The following is a 16,113-nucleotide window of genomic DNA, read 5'->3' as shown; positions in this document are numbered from 1 at the left end:
TGTTGCTTAAGAACAGAGGAGTTGCCCGTAGATCCAGATCAGCAATGGAAAGTCACGCTTGAGCTGCTGAATGTCAAGGTGACGATTCCCATTTTGATCAGAAGAGATCACGAATAGATGGTGAATCACAAGCCCCGGATCGACGTGGTGAGCGATACAGAAATACGCTAACGCTCCTCGGATTTCATTGAGATAGGCCCTTTGGCCTGAGCTGCATAGTACGAGGAGACGGTCTCGGAGAATTGCAGCCTTAATGTCAACCTGGCGAGGATCGGTCTCATCGCGTGCATACCAGATTTCCTGTGCACTTTGCAGGAGCTGCGATGTGATCGTGGGGGCGATTGTCATCATTTTGTCGAGTAGAGCCAACCCCGCTTCCGGCTGCTGAGGGAGCATCCGGAGTTGTTTTAGAGTCGCGTTTTCCCTGTCATGTTTTGCGCGAAGCCGATTTCTCAAGATCGACTCCAAATGCTTGACGATCGCTGTTGGTGTTTGCTTGCCGTTCACCTGCTTTTTTAATCTCTGCCGTTCGCGCCAGAGGCCAAGAGTTTCGTCGAACGAGTCGAAAATCCAGTAGTACTTCAATCCATGTTCTTCATTCGTGTCAAACGATTTCTTGAGTTGATCCACCTGTCGAGCTGTGTCGCAGTTGATCGCATGAACCAGAGAGACTAGGCCAGCGACATGCAGACTGAGCCATGCACCGATGTCATCGATGTAGTATTGTTCCATCTCCTTGAGGTCATCGATAATGATCTTGGGCTTCTTATCGAGAATCGCCAGACGCCATCTTTCCTCAAAGAGAGCATGCCTGGCTGGTTTTGAATGAGGACTGGTGAGAAGTGATGGAAATCGATCATTGAAATATTCATTCGGATCGCCTTCTGCCTGATCTATAAAGAGTTGCCCTAATCGTCCCTGCACTCCCTGCTTCTGCAGGCAGGGCATGATCAGGTCGATCGCACTCTGATTCTCTTGACTGTCATCGAAGCAGCGTCGCAGCCAGAACAACCGGATCGCGATTTCTTCATCCTCAGGGCGCAGTCGCTGTAACTCGAGCAATTCAGCATAGGCTCGGCGTAGCGAGCCCTCTTTGGCGTGCTCCCATGCGATCTCCATTCTGTCGGGGCGCAGAACTGCACTGGCATCTGCTCCAGAATGGTTGGAAGCAGAGATCTCTGCCTCATTGATTGGCAATGAGCTGGCTGTGACTGATTCCGAATTCGACTCATAGTTGTGATCGTAACGATCCTGCCATTCGATATGAGTTTTGAGTGTCTCGTACGCCTCCCGGATTCGCTGAAACTGATCAGGAAAATGTTCCGGCTGAAATTTTCGGATGAGGCGTGCGTAAGTCCTTTTGATCGTCTTGAGGTCAACAATTTTCGGGACGCCGAATAACTGATAGGGATCAGTCGGCCACTTCGAAAGATCGTCCGGGAGTTCATTTTCCATAGTGAGATTCGATATCTATGTGTTCTGGACGAGTGACAGGGGCAGTAGGGCTCAAAATCGATTCAATTCCGTCTGAAAGTGGCCTGTCTCTCCCTTTTCTGATTTCGAAGATTTTTTCAGGGGACAGGTTCAACACAGGCTCTCCCATTAGGATTCTGGTGGAATTCATCGCTGCCAGCATTTCAGCGAATTTTTCTTCCAGAACCTGAAGCTCCGAGTTCTCCTCTTCCGATTTTTGCTTTTCTCGCAGAGTAACGATTTGTGTGCTCAGCTCACCCAGGCGAAGCATGGTGAATGAAACCGAGTTGCGATAGTTATTCAAATCGCGAGCGGAAGGCGGACCTTGCTGTACGAGGCGGAAGTGATTGAGATTGCGTTCAAGTTGATTGCCACCTCGATTGATGCGTTCGTTTCGCGGTCGAAGATCAGGCGAGATGCACGACCGAAAGGCCGATGTCGCAGCGATGACCGTGACAGCAACACAGAGATAGCCGATCCATCCGGATCCGCCATTCGTCTGAGCAGTCTCCTTGTCGACTTTCTTTGCCCATTCAGGTCTCCTGCCGGTGATTTCGACCTTGGGAGGAGACCCGTTAAGAAGACCCTTAAGCCAGTCTCCCCCCGCAAGGCGGAGCCTCGGGAAGTGTGTTATCAGTAACTTCGCGTTTGCCTGAGATTGTTTCCGTTGAGTGAACAACGGCTCCACATCATTTTGATAGATGTCAGCGCGATGCTGCCGCCACGCTGCGTACCACCTCAGTGTGATCTTCGCGAGTTCCAACACCTCTTGTGGGACCGACTCGTCAGCGTCGAGCTGAACGTCCGCTACTTTTTCAAGTTGTCTGAGTTTGGACGTGATCGCCTGATTGTCTGCCGCCTGATCTGACCATGCAGCGATCCGAGTCCGCCTTTGTTCAGGGGTGAGCGTGGGGAACTCGAGGCAGAATGCGTGAAACTTTGCATTTTGGGAGTTGTGATGACCTCGCCGCAGAATCTGTTCGTCCCGTCGCTGAACGACGATACGATCGGACGCGGTCAGGAGACGGATTGCGAGGTCCGTATCTGAGTCTGTTATAAATTGCTCGTCATGTTGCAGCCTGTGGAGAGCTTTTCGCCTCAGTTCCTCCGGTGAAAATTCAGGAGAAAGCTCGAGTACCTCCGCTGCCCATTTTCGATGTTCATTGCTGATGACCAGTGATTCCTGCGTTGCCGCCCGCTGTTGAAGAGGAGAATCAGACATGACGGTTCCCTGGGAATAACGGAATTCTGCGACATCTCTCTATGGGGAATCTCACCAATGGCTGGCATTAAAGGACCTACCATTCAGACTGATAGTCGTCCTCATTAGAAGAATCATACATCGAGAGGAATTCGGTCAATCGTTCGCGAAAGGCGACGATTGCTTGCTGATCTCTTAATTCGAGAACTTCCTCGAATCCAGAAATCATGGCGTCCAGAATTCCTCGCTCACGAAGAGGGAGTTCGGCATAAAGTCGTTCCGCACGTTTCAAAATCAAACTGTTGGCAGCGTCATCGCGGGGGCTCATTTTTAATGCAGCCATCTTTTCGACCGCCAGTTTAATCTGATCCGGCTTCAGCCCCTTTGCATGTCGGGTGAACACATGGCTGACTTTCTTCTTTGTTTCAGAGATGGTCGCTTCGACTTCGAGAATTCCATTCAAGTCGTAGGTGAATCGCAATGCGACACCCTGTCCGGCCGGACCTCGTGGAATTCCGGTGACGGTAAACTCTCCTAATAACAAGTTGTCTTTGACTAGCCGCGACTCACCCTGATAAACCGAGATTTTCATTTGGGTTTGGTTCGGGTGCACAGTGTTCACGACACTGACTCTGCTGATCGGGATTGTGCTGCTTCGATTGATAATCGGAAGGTAGAATCCCCCCTGATTGTCGCCGCCAATTTCTTTCGAAATCTCGACTCCCAGGGTAAAAGGGCAGACGTCAGTGACGACCATTTCATTGAGCGTCTCGTGTCGATCGATGATTCCACCATGTACTGCCGCTCCCAGTGCGACGACTTCATCGGGGTTCAGGGAGCAACGTGGCTCCTGACAGAATAGCTCTTTCACTCTGTCGACAAGCGCAGGCATTCGGGTTGCCCCTCCTACGAGGATAATCTCGTCAATCTGCTCACGCTTCACATTCGCGTCGCCGAGAGCGCGCCGAATTGGCATCACGATTCGCTCGAGGATCGGATCGGACCAGACACGAAGATCTTCCCGTGTCACGACCAGCCGTGGACAGGATTCCGAGAGTCCACCTTTCGCATCGGGAAGGCGGATCTCTGCAGAGTCTTCGCGGGTCAATTTACGCTTCGCCATCTCACACTCGCGGCGGAGGCGAGAGAGTCGGAGTGGCTCCCGCATTTCAATCCACTCGTATGTCAGGCTGTTCCTGCTGAGGACCTGAGAGGCCAAGGTATTCGTGATGTCTTCTCCGCCCAGGAAAATCTCCCCTGCGGATGATCGAATTTCGAGCGTCCCTTCGAACATTTCCAGTACTGAAACGTCAAAGGTGCCTCCCCCGAGGTCCAGCACGACTGCGAGTTTTTCATCGTCGGAGTGCATGCCATACGCGATGGCTGCTGCAGTCGGCTCATTGAGAATGCGGTCGACCTGCAAACCAGCCATGCGACCCGCCGCGATGGTGGCCCGGCGTTGTTCTTCATTGAAATAGGCTGGAACTGTAATCACCGCAGATTGAACAGGTTCGCCTAGAAATGACTCCGCATCTGCTTTCAGCGAACGTAGTACGAAGCTGGAGAGATCGATAGCGGTGAACTTTTGCTTTGCGAGTGTGACGGTCCAATCACTTCCCATGTGCCTCTTAAACACGGATGCACAGCGGACTGGATGCATCACCTGATACTCTTTGGCAGCAGCGCCGACGAGAATTTCATTTGATTGGTCCACCCCGACGATAGAAGGAGTCAGAAACTCACCAAGCGCGTTGGGAATCAGTTTCGGACCATCGGCCTGCATCACAGCGATCAGCGAATTGGTGGTCCCTAAATCAATACCGACTGTCGCAGGCATAAATCACTGATTCTTGCAGGAATAAATATCAATCGAAGAGAATCCGATAATTACGATATCGAGATTGATTTCTGGATGCGAGACAACAGCGAGTTCGGTGATCGCGATCGAGATGAGACACGCGGAACCATTTTAGGTTCAGCGCACTGGCCTTTGGCATTTCAGAAAAACGTCGGGCACGGCATTTTCGGACGAGGCCCGCTGCGTGCTCATCTTTCTGGTTGAGCATTCGCGTGACACATCGTGATGTCATGAGTATTGAACAACGCTGAATAAAAAAAGAGCCGACGCCTAAGACGTCCGCTCTTTATTTTAGTGATCAACTTTGAATTACATGGTCGCTGTCGATTGGCGACGGAATGTCTTCTTGAAAAACGCTGACAAGCTGTGACGCCATGCGCTGGATCGGGCAGCGGCTTCGTTTACAACCCAGTTCAATTGAATGACTCGACGAACCCCTTCGAATGGAAGGTGACCATGCCAGGCGTTTTCCCGATTGAGGAAGGCAACCATGATTCCTTCATCGGGTGGAACTTCAGTGACAATGTCATCGATGTTATTAGAGTTGAGAAGGCGGAGGCGGCCGCCGTCATTCGCCCATCCATCATTAAGATAGATCAGGACGGTAATCACTTTGGTTCTGCTGTCTGTGTGAACAACTCCATCCTTCTTGCGGCAGCGACCCCGAACCGTTGTTGTCGTTGGCAGGTCGACAAGATCCACGCCGAATTTTTCAGAGAAAATTCGAGCGACTTCAGGACTGCGGATTGCTTCGCAGAACGCCCCGAATTCTCCTCCGTACTGCAGCGACGAGAGGGGAAAACTTCCGCCATCCAGGATCTCTGGATAACTGTTGAGGATCGCAGGTCGTGCTTCCGGGCGAACGAAATCCGGTACGATCAGGTACTCAAACGGGGTCTTGGTAACTTCGGTGTCACGGAGCCGATCGAGATCAAGAATAGACATGCCGGCAATCCTTCGCTGGTATTGATGTCGTCACGGTGATTGCCATCTGGATTGAGAGAAATCACGTGCTGGGAATGTTCAACGAATCGTGAACATCACTTGTGGATAATGATTTCGGCCCCTTGGGTCAAGAGGTCATACACCGCAGCGGCATCTTGAGGATGCATGCGGATTCCCCCGGGACCCCCGGAATTCCCAATAAACTGAGGTTCTTTGACGGCGTGAATGCCGAGCCCCTGAACTGCGTCGGTCGCGTCATTTACCGACAGCCAATGCGCTCCTAGTGGATTCGATGGGTCCGTATTCGCAATCGTTCCAGACGGTCCGTTGTAGTGCGGGTTCATCTGCTTCTCGGTGATGCGATAGGACCCCGCAGGAATCTCCATGTCCGACCCGAATCCGACGGGAAACTTCGCAATGAAATACCCTTGTGAATGAATGGTGATTTCGTAGTCACTGATGTCAACGACCGCTGCAAATGGGCCACGCAGAACTTTAAGTGGCTGCCCGGCACTCAACGGCTTGGCATCAAGGTGATTGATTTTTGACAGGTATTCCGGAGTGATCTTGTATTTCTGGGCGATCGCTTCCCGGCGCTCCCCGAACGTGACGATGTGCGGATTGAGGTAATGCGGTGTCGGTGCAAAGTAGACGCGACGAGAAAGAACTTGCAGGCGGTTGATGAATTGCGGACGTTGTGTCGGGTGTTTCCAGTACCATTGAGAAATCAATCGCAGGGCAGCGACATCCTTCCCTTCTGCAATCAATCGGTCAGCTTCTTCAAAGTTTAGCTCCTTCGCAGCGGTGACGGCGGATGGTTTGCCGTTGTCGTTGATCACCTCTGCATCGGCATGTTCAACTTTTCCTCTGGTAATATTCGGCTCGGCTTTCGCGAGTTGAATCTCGTTTGCGTTGGAATGATTCTCCTGAGCGACGACCTCGTCGGCGTTTTGATCTGCGGAATTCGCTGCGTCAGCCTGTTCAGATGCAATCAGAGCGTTCACGAAGGCCGGCTCTTCACCTTGAACCGGAGCAATGTCTTCGATTTCCTCTGAAATTGGCTCTGAGTTCAGCGGTGGAAGAGGCATCTCCTCTGAGACAACCACCGGCAGCGGAGCATGTGGAACCGAAAAGAAGTCGAGTTTCCAGCAAACGACGACGACAAAGCATGTCAGAACGATGAACCAGAATTGAAATGTCTGTACCGGGTGGCGGCGAACTGCTGGATCAAACATATCGCTGAATCCGTTTGGCGATGACGTAAGAGAGGGCGTCGGATGAATTCGACGATCACTAACGGCAGGAATTGAAATTGACGGCTACTATTTCTGAGGTGCCTCAGATTCAGAAAGTGGTGTGACCTGAGCGGGGACGCTGAAATAGCCATCCTCACCACCCATCGCAGGTTGGCGATTCAGCTTCCAAAGGTTATGCGGAGCAGCCCAATCAAAGAGGTGGCAACCGCTATTGCAACACGCAATCAGGATGAGGGTGCAGAGAGATAAACGCATCGGAGTCCTTCCGAGGGAATGTGCATCTGGGGAAGATGCAGGATGGGACTCGGAACTTACTTCAATCAAAAAAAGCGATCAACAGCATTTGACCGTCGACATTGGGAGATGGATGACGGACGCGGAAATGGAATTCGACCTCCCTCGTGCTTGGACTCTGGGGATCCGGGAGGGATTGCTGCAGAATGACAAACGACCGGCTTCGTCCAAATTGACTATTGTGGCGGTGTTTGCGATTGAAGTGGGTGTGTTGGTTTGCGGGTAAATTCACGTTGTGATGACTGGCGATTTTGGGGTAATCTTGTGCTCGCTGAAAGGTCGATCCTTTGAAATGGAGAGAAGGTTTCTTTCCAGGAATTGAGCGTAACTCCTTGAAACGATGTGTTTATCAATTTTGGTGAATGCGTTTGAGGGGGCTCACTCGGGGTAATTGGTTGTTTGAAGTTCACCTGAAGCAGTCAAACCTGAATGTGAATTGTCATGTCATTTCGATTTTGGATCTGCCTGTTCCTGACCGCCTGTGCCAGCCCACTGCTCGTGGCCGCTGAACTGGCTCAGGGTGTCGCCATTCCAGAAGACCCATCGGTCGCTGTGATTGAAATGTGGTATGTCGATCAGGGGGAAATTTTCGATCCAGAAGTGGCAATCTTTGCCGGTGGTCGAGTTCAGGTTCGCATCGGGCAAGGGGCGATCTGGGGGCAATTGACCCGCAATCAGGTCGAAGAACTGGTCAATTCGCTTCTGAACGAAGATGGGCTCGCCCGGTTAACGACAGATCGCATCTCCGCTGAGATTCGAGAGGAGTCAATTCGAAATGGTTTGAGCTGCAACATTCGTGGAGCAGGTGACACCATTATCCGTATTCGCACCGCTGACAAGACGTACCGACTCGATGGACATGCTGTTGGTCTGCTCGCCTCACGTTTTCCTGAAGCTACGGGGAATCGACAGCTTTACTCAGCTCAAGGTCGGTTGGAGAATGTCCGGGCTGTGGTCATGGTCGGCGGAACTCCCGCGGCTGAGCGGTTGGCGCGCTTGGCTCAGGCGAAACTGCAGACAGAGTCCGGGGAAAGAATCATCGTGCGTCCGCAAGACCTGTCGACCGTTCATTCGCTGACAGACGGCACGCGTTGCTGTCAGTTTTTGGTTCCCAATGCTGACTCCACGGAGTTGTCCCCACGGATCGTTTCACTTGTAGAAAGTCCGGGAGAAGTTCCACGAGTCAGTGTTCTTGCTGATGGACCAAGTCTGCAATGACGAGCGTCGGAGGCCAGGTGAACGGTCGAGCGAGAAATTGGGTCTGGCGATCCATTCAGCTCTTGATGCAGAATCTGTTTGTATTCGCTTTCCGATATCGCATTCGCGGGAAGGAAAAACTCCCGGATGGCGGCGCTCTCCTGCTGATCAATCATCAGAGCTTTATTGACCCCCTGGTGACCGCCGTCGGTTTGCGGAGACCAGTCAGCTATCTTGCCCGCCACAACCTGTTTCACGTCCCAGTCATCGGGGCCATTCTCCGGAACACATACGTCATGCCCATTCGGCGTGATTCAGCTGCGACGGAGAGTATCCGGCTCGCCGTCGAACGAATCCAACAGGGGTACTACGTCGGTATTTTCCCAGAAGGAACTCGCAGTCGTAATGGCGAACTTCAGAAATTGAAGCCGGGCTTTCTGGCGATTGTTCGAAGAACAAAGGTCCCTGTTGTCCCTGTTGGGATCGCCGGGGCAGGGAACGCATTTCCTCGGGGGGCGCTCTGGTTTCGGATGCGTCAGGTTCGCGTTGTGATCGGTGAAGTGATCACGCCTGAGGAACTCGAAGAACTTTGCCAGCGAGGGCGCGAAAAAGAGTTCCTCGAGGTCGTCAAAAATCGTATTGAAGCGGCCGTTGCTGAAGCAACGGCCTGGTAGCAAAGTTCATATTAACTCGCTTCGTTCGGCTGTTCCGGAACAATCAAGGGGGCCTTCTCCTCGGGGATCTCGCTTTTCGGTTGTTCTTTGACAGGCTGTTCTTCAGCAGCGGGAGCGGTCTCTTCAGCCGGAGCCACGACCTTGGATTGAGCGTCGATGAACGGCTTTTGTTGAAGATAGAGGTCGAGGTGAGCCTGGACCTCTGTTACAGCAGGATTTTCGCCGAGCGTCGTGAGCGCAAGGCGGGCCGCTTCTATCGCTTCGGGGAACCGGTTCTGGCTCGCATAAGCTGCCGCGAGCGTGTCGAGATATTCTGCATCGGAATACTTCGTTTCCTGACAGAATGCCTCGGCCAGTTGAATGGCGCGTTGGGGATTTCGAAATTTGCTGTCGGGACACGTCGCCAGCATCCACGCGAGATCGTTTTGAATCGGAATCGAATCCGGAGCAATCGCGAGTGCCGCTTCGTAGTCCCTCTTCGCGTTGTCGTAGTTGCCCATCTCTTTGTGAGTGTAAGCTCGATTTCCGAGTGAGTCCGCTCTGGTTCCATCAACTTCGATCGCCCGGTTGTACGCGAGGATCGCATCTTCATATCTCCCCAGCATTCTGAGCGCGATGCCGCGGCAGTGATGTGCTTCAGCTGAATGTGCATCGGTTGTGAGAGCTGCTTCAAAATCTCTGAGGGCAGCTTTGAACTGGCCTTGTTGAATCAGCAGATTTCCACGAGCGATCGACGCTGAAAAATCATTTGCGTAGGCATTGAGAATCGCGTCGTATTCTGAAATCGCCTGAGCGACATCCCCGATGCGGCTGTAACAGGCTCCCAGATTCAGATGCAGGGCAACCGAACTTTCTCCGAGCTCATACGCTTTTTCGAAATCGCTAATGGCGTTTTCCCATGCTTCCTGTGTCATCCAAGCGATGCCCCGCAATTGGTAGCTCCGCGGACTCGGATCCTTTTCAATTTGCTGTGTGAACTCTTCAACGGCGCTCTGCACTGGAACCAGATCCCGGAGATGAATCCAGCCTTTTTGATCTGGCGAGTATCGCCAGTTGGCGTTTTTACGGATCGCAGAGAGAACAGTTCCCAAGGGAACTGTTTTGGACAGATCATCGCCGATCATCAGCGGGGCGGAATCTTTCGAGACAATGAATCGCTGGGGCGGGCTGATGACACCCTCTGCTCCGATCGCTGGCGTGGCAGCAATCGAGAACAGAAACGGAATTACGGCAAACCACTTCATTGTTGTGCGCATTAGTGGTGATTCTGTGCGTTTGGGTATGGCTTTGCAGTAAGAAACGATGTTGTCGAAATGTGCGAATATTCCAACACATAAGTCTTGCGAACCATCGCTTTGTGCGTATCTTACCTAAAGTCGCATGTTTCTTTAATCAATCTGTCGCAGATTGAAAATTTCCTGCGAAAATGTGTGGGTTATTCGAATTCGTCGGGCACGGGGTTCCCGTTGAGTTTTGGCATCGTGTTGGGGGGAGAATCATGAAGGCCTTGATTTGGGTACTGCCAATCGTCGTCGCGACATTGGGCAGTGTGGCGGACGCCGGCGACCGCGGCTGGCATCGACGACACAAGAAGGCGGCTTATTCAGTTCCATGTGCGTCGACGGTGACAGCCGGATGTGCGAACTACACCGGCGGCTGCGCTCCAGTTGCTGTTGCATCGCATCCAGTTCCAGAGGCTACTGGGCCACAATATCAGACAGTGGAAAAAGTCGTTCTGGTTCCTCGTACTGTGACTGAGTCACGCGATGTGACCGTGACGGAGTGGCAGGACCAGCAACAGGTCCGCAAGTATCAGATCAGCCGACAGGTGCCACGGACTGAAAAACGAGTCAGATCTGTGACCTACTACGACGTGGAAAAGCAGACCCGCGAAGTCGAATACGTTGAGTGCCAGACGGTCAGCGAAGAGAAGACCAGAGAATACACCGTGATGGTTCCGAAGACGGAAACAAAAACAGCAAAACGGATTGTGAACGAATGTAAATGGGAAGAAGTCCCGCAGGTCTATCACGTGAACGTCCCGACTGTCGTCACGAAGAATGCGAAACGACTTGTGAACGACACCGTCTGGGATGATGTCAGTTCGAAAGTGACAGTGATGGTCCCGGGGACCGAGACCCGAAAAGCAAGCCGCACCATCTATAAGACCGTTTGGGAAGACGTTGAGCAGTCGTTCATCGTCAACGTCCCTTACGTTGAAGCTCGTAAGCGAACTCGCACTGTAAACGACACAGTCTGGGAAGATGTGGTCACCAACGTCACTGTTATGGTTCCTGTTCAGGAACAACGTGTCGTGACCCGCAAGGTTCCAAAGCTGGTTCAGGAGACGGTTCAGCAGAACGTGACGGTTTATGTTCCGCAGGTTCAAGTACGAACCGGAACACGTACGGTTGTCGACAGCGTGACTGAGCAGCGTGCCCACACCGTCTGCAAAGACGTTGGAACCTGGGTAACCCGTCAGATTCCCGATCCCAACAATCCATGCTGCACAAAATGCGTTCGTGTCTGGTGTCCGAACATCGTTCAGGAACAAGTGATCCACAACGTTTGCAAGCCGGTTTGTCGTCAGGAGCAGTTCCAGTATCAGGTCACCGTGCCGGTTGCTCAGACGCAGATTCAGTCCGTCAATGTTTGCAAGCAGGTCTGGGTTGATGAGCAGGCAACAGTCAATGTCACCGTTTGCAAGCCTGAAGTGCGACAGGTTACCCAGAAGGTGTGCCGTGTTGTGCCCCGGACTGAGGAATTCGAAGAGAATGTCACCCTGTTCAAACAGGAGACTCGCGTTCGTAATGTGAAAGTGTGCAAACAGGTTCCACAGACCGAAGAGTACACTTACACGGTTCAGGTCTGCCGTCCTGAAGAACGCGTCATCACCCAAAAGGTGCCGAAAGTCGTTCAGCGAGAAGTCGACTACTCCTACAACGTCACCGAGTACAAATCGGAAGAGCGACAAAGAATGGTAAAGGTCGCAAAGCAGATCAGTCGCGAGGAAGAGTACACCTACGATGTGACGACTTGCGTTCCCGAGAAGCGTGTGCAGAAGTATTTGGTGAACAAAGTCGTTCAGGTTCCTAAGAAGAAGACAGTCGAAGTGAACGTCACTGTTCCCAAGACTCGCGAAGAAAGTTTTGACGTCACTGTCTACGATACTGTGGTTGAAGAGAAGACAGAGACCGTGAACGTCAAGGTCCCCGTTCAAGTGCAGAAGAAAGTCGATGTACAGGTCTGTCGAATGGTGGAAGAAAAAGTGACCGTTCAGGTTCCAGTCAAAACCGCGACTGGAGCAGACTGTGCACCCGTGACCCCATGTGACGGCTGCAAGTAATCGCGTTCTGGCGATTTGGTCTACTGGAAAAGTAAAAGCACCCTTCGTTGAGAAGGGTGCTTTTTGTTTTACATGCAGAGAAGAACATTCCGGCGGTCGAAATCCTGAGCTCGCCAGTGATTCGGGTTAATCCTCATCGAATCGATTGTGACGCTGCTTTTTCTTTTGCTTCTTGCGAGCCTTGGCAGACATTCCACTCTCCTCGTCGTCATAGTCATCGTGAGAGTTGGTGTAATCCATCTTGTTCTTGGACTGTTTGTGGTCTCTTGCAGGTGCTGCTGGCTCGACGTACTGCTCCGGTACTTCCCAGTCATAGCTCTGATCCGGTTCAGGTTCTTCTTCCAGTACGACTTTGGGGAGTCGTTTGGATTGCTGGGCGGGTGCAGGCTTGGGCTCAACCTTCGGTGCTTCCTGTACAGGTTGAGGCTCTTCCCATGCATCGCAGATCGGGGCCGGCTCGAAATCTTCTTCCAGCTGAACTTTGGGCAAACGCTTGGATTGTGGAGTGGGAGCAGGTTTCGGTTCCACTTTTGGCGCTTCCACCACCGGTGCCGGCGTCACCTTCGGAGCGACGACAACGGCTTTGGGCTCCTCTTTGGGTGCAGGTGGAACAGGCTTGGCTTCTACCTTTGGAGGAGCAGGAGTCGTGGCCGGTTTCGCAATTGGCTCTGCCACCTTTTGTGAAGGTGGAGCGACAACTGTCGTTGCCACCGGGGTTGCTGGTGGGGCGTTTCGTGTTGCCTGAACGATCGGTTGAGTGGAAGTTGACACATGTGGAGCTGGGACGACGTCGCTCCTTTCTTTTGGCTCATCGACGCGACGTTTCCAACGGCCCAGCAGGCCAGTCTTCATTTTCTCTCCCCAGCCAGCTGGAGAAATGGCATCTGCCTCGGAACTATCTGCTGCGGCTTCCTGAGAATTGACTTTGGTTTTTTCCTTGACCTCAGTCGCAGATGATTGGCTTTTCACAGCCGATGCGGCTGGAGATGCTGGAGCCGAAACCCCAGTTTCCGACTCTGCTTCGATTGCTGGCTGGGCCTTTCCTTTGATCAGGCCGGTCATCAGCCTGCTACCCCAGCTCGTTTTCGCTTCAGCAGGCGGCTCTTCAGGTTGGGCAACGCCAGTCACAACTGTCTTGCCTGAACCCTGAGCATCGATCGCGTTCTGTTTCAGGGGAGCGTTGTCAGCAATCGTTTCTGTTTGCGAATCAGTTTCAGAGACCGATTTGCTTCCTCGCAACTTATTGAGTGGATTAAATTTACCCCACCCCTTCGCAGGCTTGGATTCACTGCCTTCGGATTCATCGACGATGCCAGGCTGACGAGTAGCCTTTGCTTGTGAAACGACTTTGTCCACCTTGTCCGGGTTTGAATTGGAAGAAATGGCTTCCCCGTCCGATTCCCCGTCGACGGTTGGCTTCTTACTGCGCAATTTGCTGAATAGATTGAATTTACCCCAGCCCTTCGCAGGCTGAGATTCCCCGTCCTTGGAGTCTGCGACGCTGTCAGGCTGCAGAGCAGTGTTTCCTTGTGGAGCGGCTTTCTCAGGCGTCTGAGGGATTGGATTGGCAGCAAGTGCTTCCACTTCCGAGTCGGCCTCAACGGCAGATGCCTTGCTACGCAATCTATTGAGCGGATTGAACTTACTCCAGCCGGATGCAGACTTGGACGGTTCACCGACTTCTGTTGCGTTCGTCGTAACGCTCGTTGCAGAAACCTCTGGTGCTGTCGATGCAGCTACTTCGAGATCAGCCGAACCAGTCTTGATGAAGCGATTTCGAATCCGGGTCAAAAGCCCGACTTTCACGATATCGTCAACACCAATTGGCGATGTTTGCTCCGATGATGACTCGTTTGCACGGACCTGTGTCGAGTTCGCGTTTGATCGTTTGCTTTCAGGGATTGACGCTTGCGATTTCGCCTCGATTTCAGCGTTGGCGCCAGCGGAACACTTGAAGGGCATCGCGTTCCGAATGCGCTCAAGCAGCCCCTTCCCGGGCTCAGCAGGTTCGCTAACGGGAGTCGGGGAGTCTGGCGCTCCCTTTGTTTTGGCCGTCGCCCTCTTGACTTCCGCTCGAGACACAGCATCGGCCGACTTTGACTCGCCCTCACTCTGTTGGGCGAAGTCGAGCCATCCTCGTTTGATCGGGAAGCTGAGAATCTGCTCGCCGAAACGTTGCATGTACGGTTTAGTCGCTCGGCAAAAACGAACGTAAAGCGATGGGAATTTACCACTTGCTTCGTTCGTAACGTGAGTAACGTAACGAGAGTGAATTAGGTAGGTCAGGGCAATTGAGAATTGCCAAATGAGCGTGACGCAGGCAATGAACGAGACACGCCAGGATGAAGGAACCAACAGATCGAAGCCAAAAAACAGGCCAGCGAGCATCACACCCAAAACCGTGCTGATGCGCCATGAGACCACGCTGGGGTGAGAGGGGCGGACTTCACGGCCGATGTGCCTGTTGATGGTCAGAAAGCCAATTGCGAGTGGTAAAAACCAGTAGAGATGATCCCCGCGCCAGCCGTTGAAAGGGATGATCGTCCGGGCTTTGCTAATCAGCTCTTCGTGGAATTGTGTGGCAGTCGCAAGACAGGCAATTCCCCAAAACAAGCTCGCCCAGCCCCAAATTCGATATCGCCCCAGAAAGTCCTTTCGGCTGCGGGAGCGATGCCAGTAGATGAGGAGTGATAGCTGCGTGCAAACAAGTAGCAGAGCAGTGCTGAAGTAGCGTGGTAGTGCTCCGTTAGTGAGGGATGCGATTTCAGCGATCCCGTAGCGTGCACCCGCGGATGTGGCTCCTAGCCAAATCACGATAAACAGCATGAAAAAGCCGACGAGTCCAATCGCAGCGATCGCTTTCCAGCTGCTGGGGATCAACGTTCTCGGCGATTTATTGGCTTTTGCATCGAACAAACCGTCAGAACCGGGCATTTGCACGTCGGTGACGATTCGCTGCGCTTTTTGGGAATGATTGGGCGCCCCGAGATCGCAGGCTTCCTGAGCGAGGCGACGTCGACGACGGGAAAGTTGACGGGTACCGGAGAAACGAGCGGTCATTTGCCGCGAAAACCTTCATTTGGAGAGTGCTTCCATGCGAACGATTGGTGTGATCGACCTAAATTGCTGTCGAAACGCACCACCTCTCTTCGTAACTGAATGAATGGAGAGGGGAAAAAGAATGGACATGGAGAAAACGGAACGAGGTGTATTGGCTTCGCATCTCCCCCAAATTGAAGATGTGCAGGAATAGTTTTGATCGGTGTGCCTTCGGAGGTTCTAAAGTGGCTGGCGCAGTCATTGGCGACAAGGGTTCGGAGCTTTTCCTGAATCTGTAAGTGGCTGTATGGTAGTTGTTTGCGGTGAGTGGCGTCTGTTTGGTGGGATTCGATGGAGAAGTTTCAACTCGAATAGAGTATTTGAAGGAGCAACCGGTAGATTCGGTTGGTTCGGAGAAGTTGAAAACGATTGGCGCGGTTACGAGCTTGGCCGACCGTGCTCCCGGAGGTGTGGTTCTTCCTACCGGTTATCGCCGCTGAGGATTGACGTGGTGCATGTTCGGTCAGAGGCATGGACTGACCGCTTTGGGGCTTCGCAGAGATTTCACCCAGATCTCTCAAAGGTACTAAAAGCTTGTGCGCAGTTGAGTTGCAAGCTCCGAAACTGCCGTTTGTTTAGAACAAAACTCAGGCAATGTCAGTGGTGTCGGCGAACTCGATGAGCCGTGAGGTCAGCGTCTTTTGAATGTCGAACACGAAGCGATGGGTATGTGGGGGCGTCATCGCAAAAGAATTGGGATATCTCCAATTGATTTCACGGAGTAGTGAGGATTGAATGTTCCTAAGGAAAATTATTCACTCAAACGCGAT

At 52.5% G+C, this 16,113-nt stretch carries 11 protein-coding genes; 3 read left to right on the top strand and 8 right to left on the bottom strand.

The genetic code is table 11. From position 1 onward, the window contains the following. Positions 1-6 precede the first annotated feature (6 nt). The 6 genes from SH668x_RS17120 to SH668x_RS17095 all read right to left on the bottom strand — a co-directional run bounded on the left by SH668x_RS17120 (position 7) and on the right by SH668x_RS17095 (position 6,988). On the bottom strand, positions 7-1,455 hold the full coding sequence (locus SH668x_RS17120; RefSeq protein ID WP_437186277.1) for a J domain-containing protein: 1,449 nt from the start codon (positions 1,453-1,455) through the stop codon (positions 7-9). After that, positions 1,445-2,695, bottom strand: coding sequence for a hypothetical protein (locus SH668x_RS17115; RefSeq protein ID WP_437186276.1), 1,251 nt, complete (start codon positions 2,693-2,695; stop codon positions 1,445-1,447). Before SH668x_RS17115 ends, SH668x_RS17120 begins: the two co-directional genes overlap by 11 nt. 76 nt (positions 2,696-2,771) lie before the next feature. Next, entirely contained in the window at positions 2,772-4,511 is a 1,740-nt protein-coding gene (locus SH668x_RS17110; RefSeq protein WP_437186275.1) for an Hsp70 family protein, read from the bottom strand. A gap of 330 nt (positions 4,512-4,841) precedes the next feature. Next, entirely contained in the window at positions 4,842-5,477 is a 636-nt protein-coding gene (locus SH668x_RS17105) for a 2OG-Fe(II) oxygenase (RefSeq protein WP_437186274.1), read from the bottom strand. A gap of 95 nt (positions 5,478-5,572) precedes the next feature. Then, positions 5,573-6,712 carry a L,D-transpeptidase family protein gene (locus tag SH668x_RS17100; protein WP_437186273.1) on the bottom strand — a complete coding sequence of 380 codons (1,140 nt, stop codon included), beginning with the start codon at positions 6,710-6,712 and terminating at the stop codon, positions 5,573-5,575. An 87-nt stretch (positions 6,713-6,799) separates the two neighbouring features. Further along, positions 6,800-6,988 carry a hypothetical protein gene (locus SH668x_RS17095; RefSeq protein ID WP_437186272.1) on the bottom strand — a complete coding sequence of 63 codons (189 nt, stop codon included), beginning with the start codon at positions 6,986-6,988 and terminating at the stop codon, positions 6,800-6,802. Between the two features lie 480 nt (positions 6,989-7,468). Between SH668x_RS17095 and SH668x_RS17090 the strand changes: the two genes are divergently transcribed. Together SH668x_RS17090 and SH668x_RS17085 are read left to right on the top strand one after the other, a co-directional pair. Further along, positions 7,469-8,245 (top strand): hypothetical protein, encoded by a 777-nt coding sequence (locus SH668x_RS17090; protein WP_437186271.1) that lies wholly within the window; start codon positions 7,469-7,471, stop codon positions 8,243-8,245. Beyond that, positions 8,242-8,898 carry a lysophospholipid acyltransferase family protein gene (locus SH668x_RS17085; RefSeq protein ID WP_437186270.1) on the top strand — a complete coding sequence of 219 codons (657 nt, stop codon included), beginning with the start codon at positions 8,242-8,244 and terminating at the stop codon, positions 8,896-8,898. Before SH668x_RS17090 ends, SH668x_RS17085 begins: the two co-directional genes overlap by 4 nt. A gap of 11 nt (positions 8,899-8,909) precedes the next feature. Here the strand turns inward: SH668x_RS17085 and SH668x_RS17080 are convergent, their stop codons facing one another. Next, positions 8,910-10,142, bottom strand: coding sequence for a tetratricopeptide repeat protein (locus SH668x_RS17080; RefSeq protein WP_437186269.1), 1,233 nt, complete (start codon positions 10,140-10,142; stop codon positions 8,910-8,912). Positions 10,143-10,396: 254 nt separating this feature from the next. Between SH668x_RS17080 and SH668x_RS17075 the strand changes: the two genes are divergently transcribed. Next, positions 10,397-12,244, top strand: coding sequence for a hypothetical protein (locus SH668x_RS17075; protein ID WP_437186268.1), 1,848 nt, complete (start codon positions 10,397-10,399; stop codon positions 12,242-12,244). A 126-nt stretch (positions 12,245-12,370) separates the two neighbouring features. On the opposite strand, the gene SH668x_RS17070 is transcribed toward SH668x_RS17075, so the two are convergent. Then, on the bottom strand, positions 12,371-15,304 hold the full coding sequence (locus SH668x_RS17070; RefSeq protein WP_437186267.1) for a hypothetical protein: 2,934 nt from the start codon (positions 15,302-15,304) through the stop codon (positions 12,371-12,373). Positions 15,305-16,113 lie beyond the last annotated feature (809 nt).

The sequence above is a fragment of the Planctomicrobium mucosum genome (genome assembly GCF_051466335.1).
Taxonomy (GTDB): domain Bacteria; phylum Planctomycetota; class Planctomycetia; order Planctomycetales; family Planctomycetaceae; genus Planctomicrobium.
The sequence above is the reverse complement of the archived record's forward strand: the minus strand, read 5'-3'. Positions and strand labels throughout refer to the sequence as shown.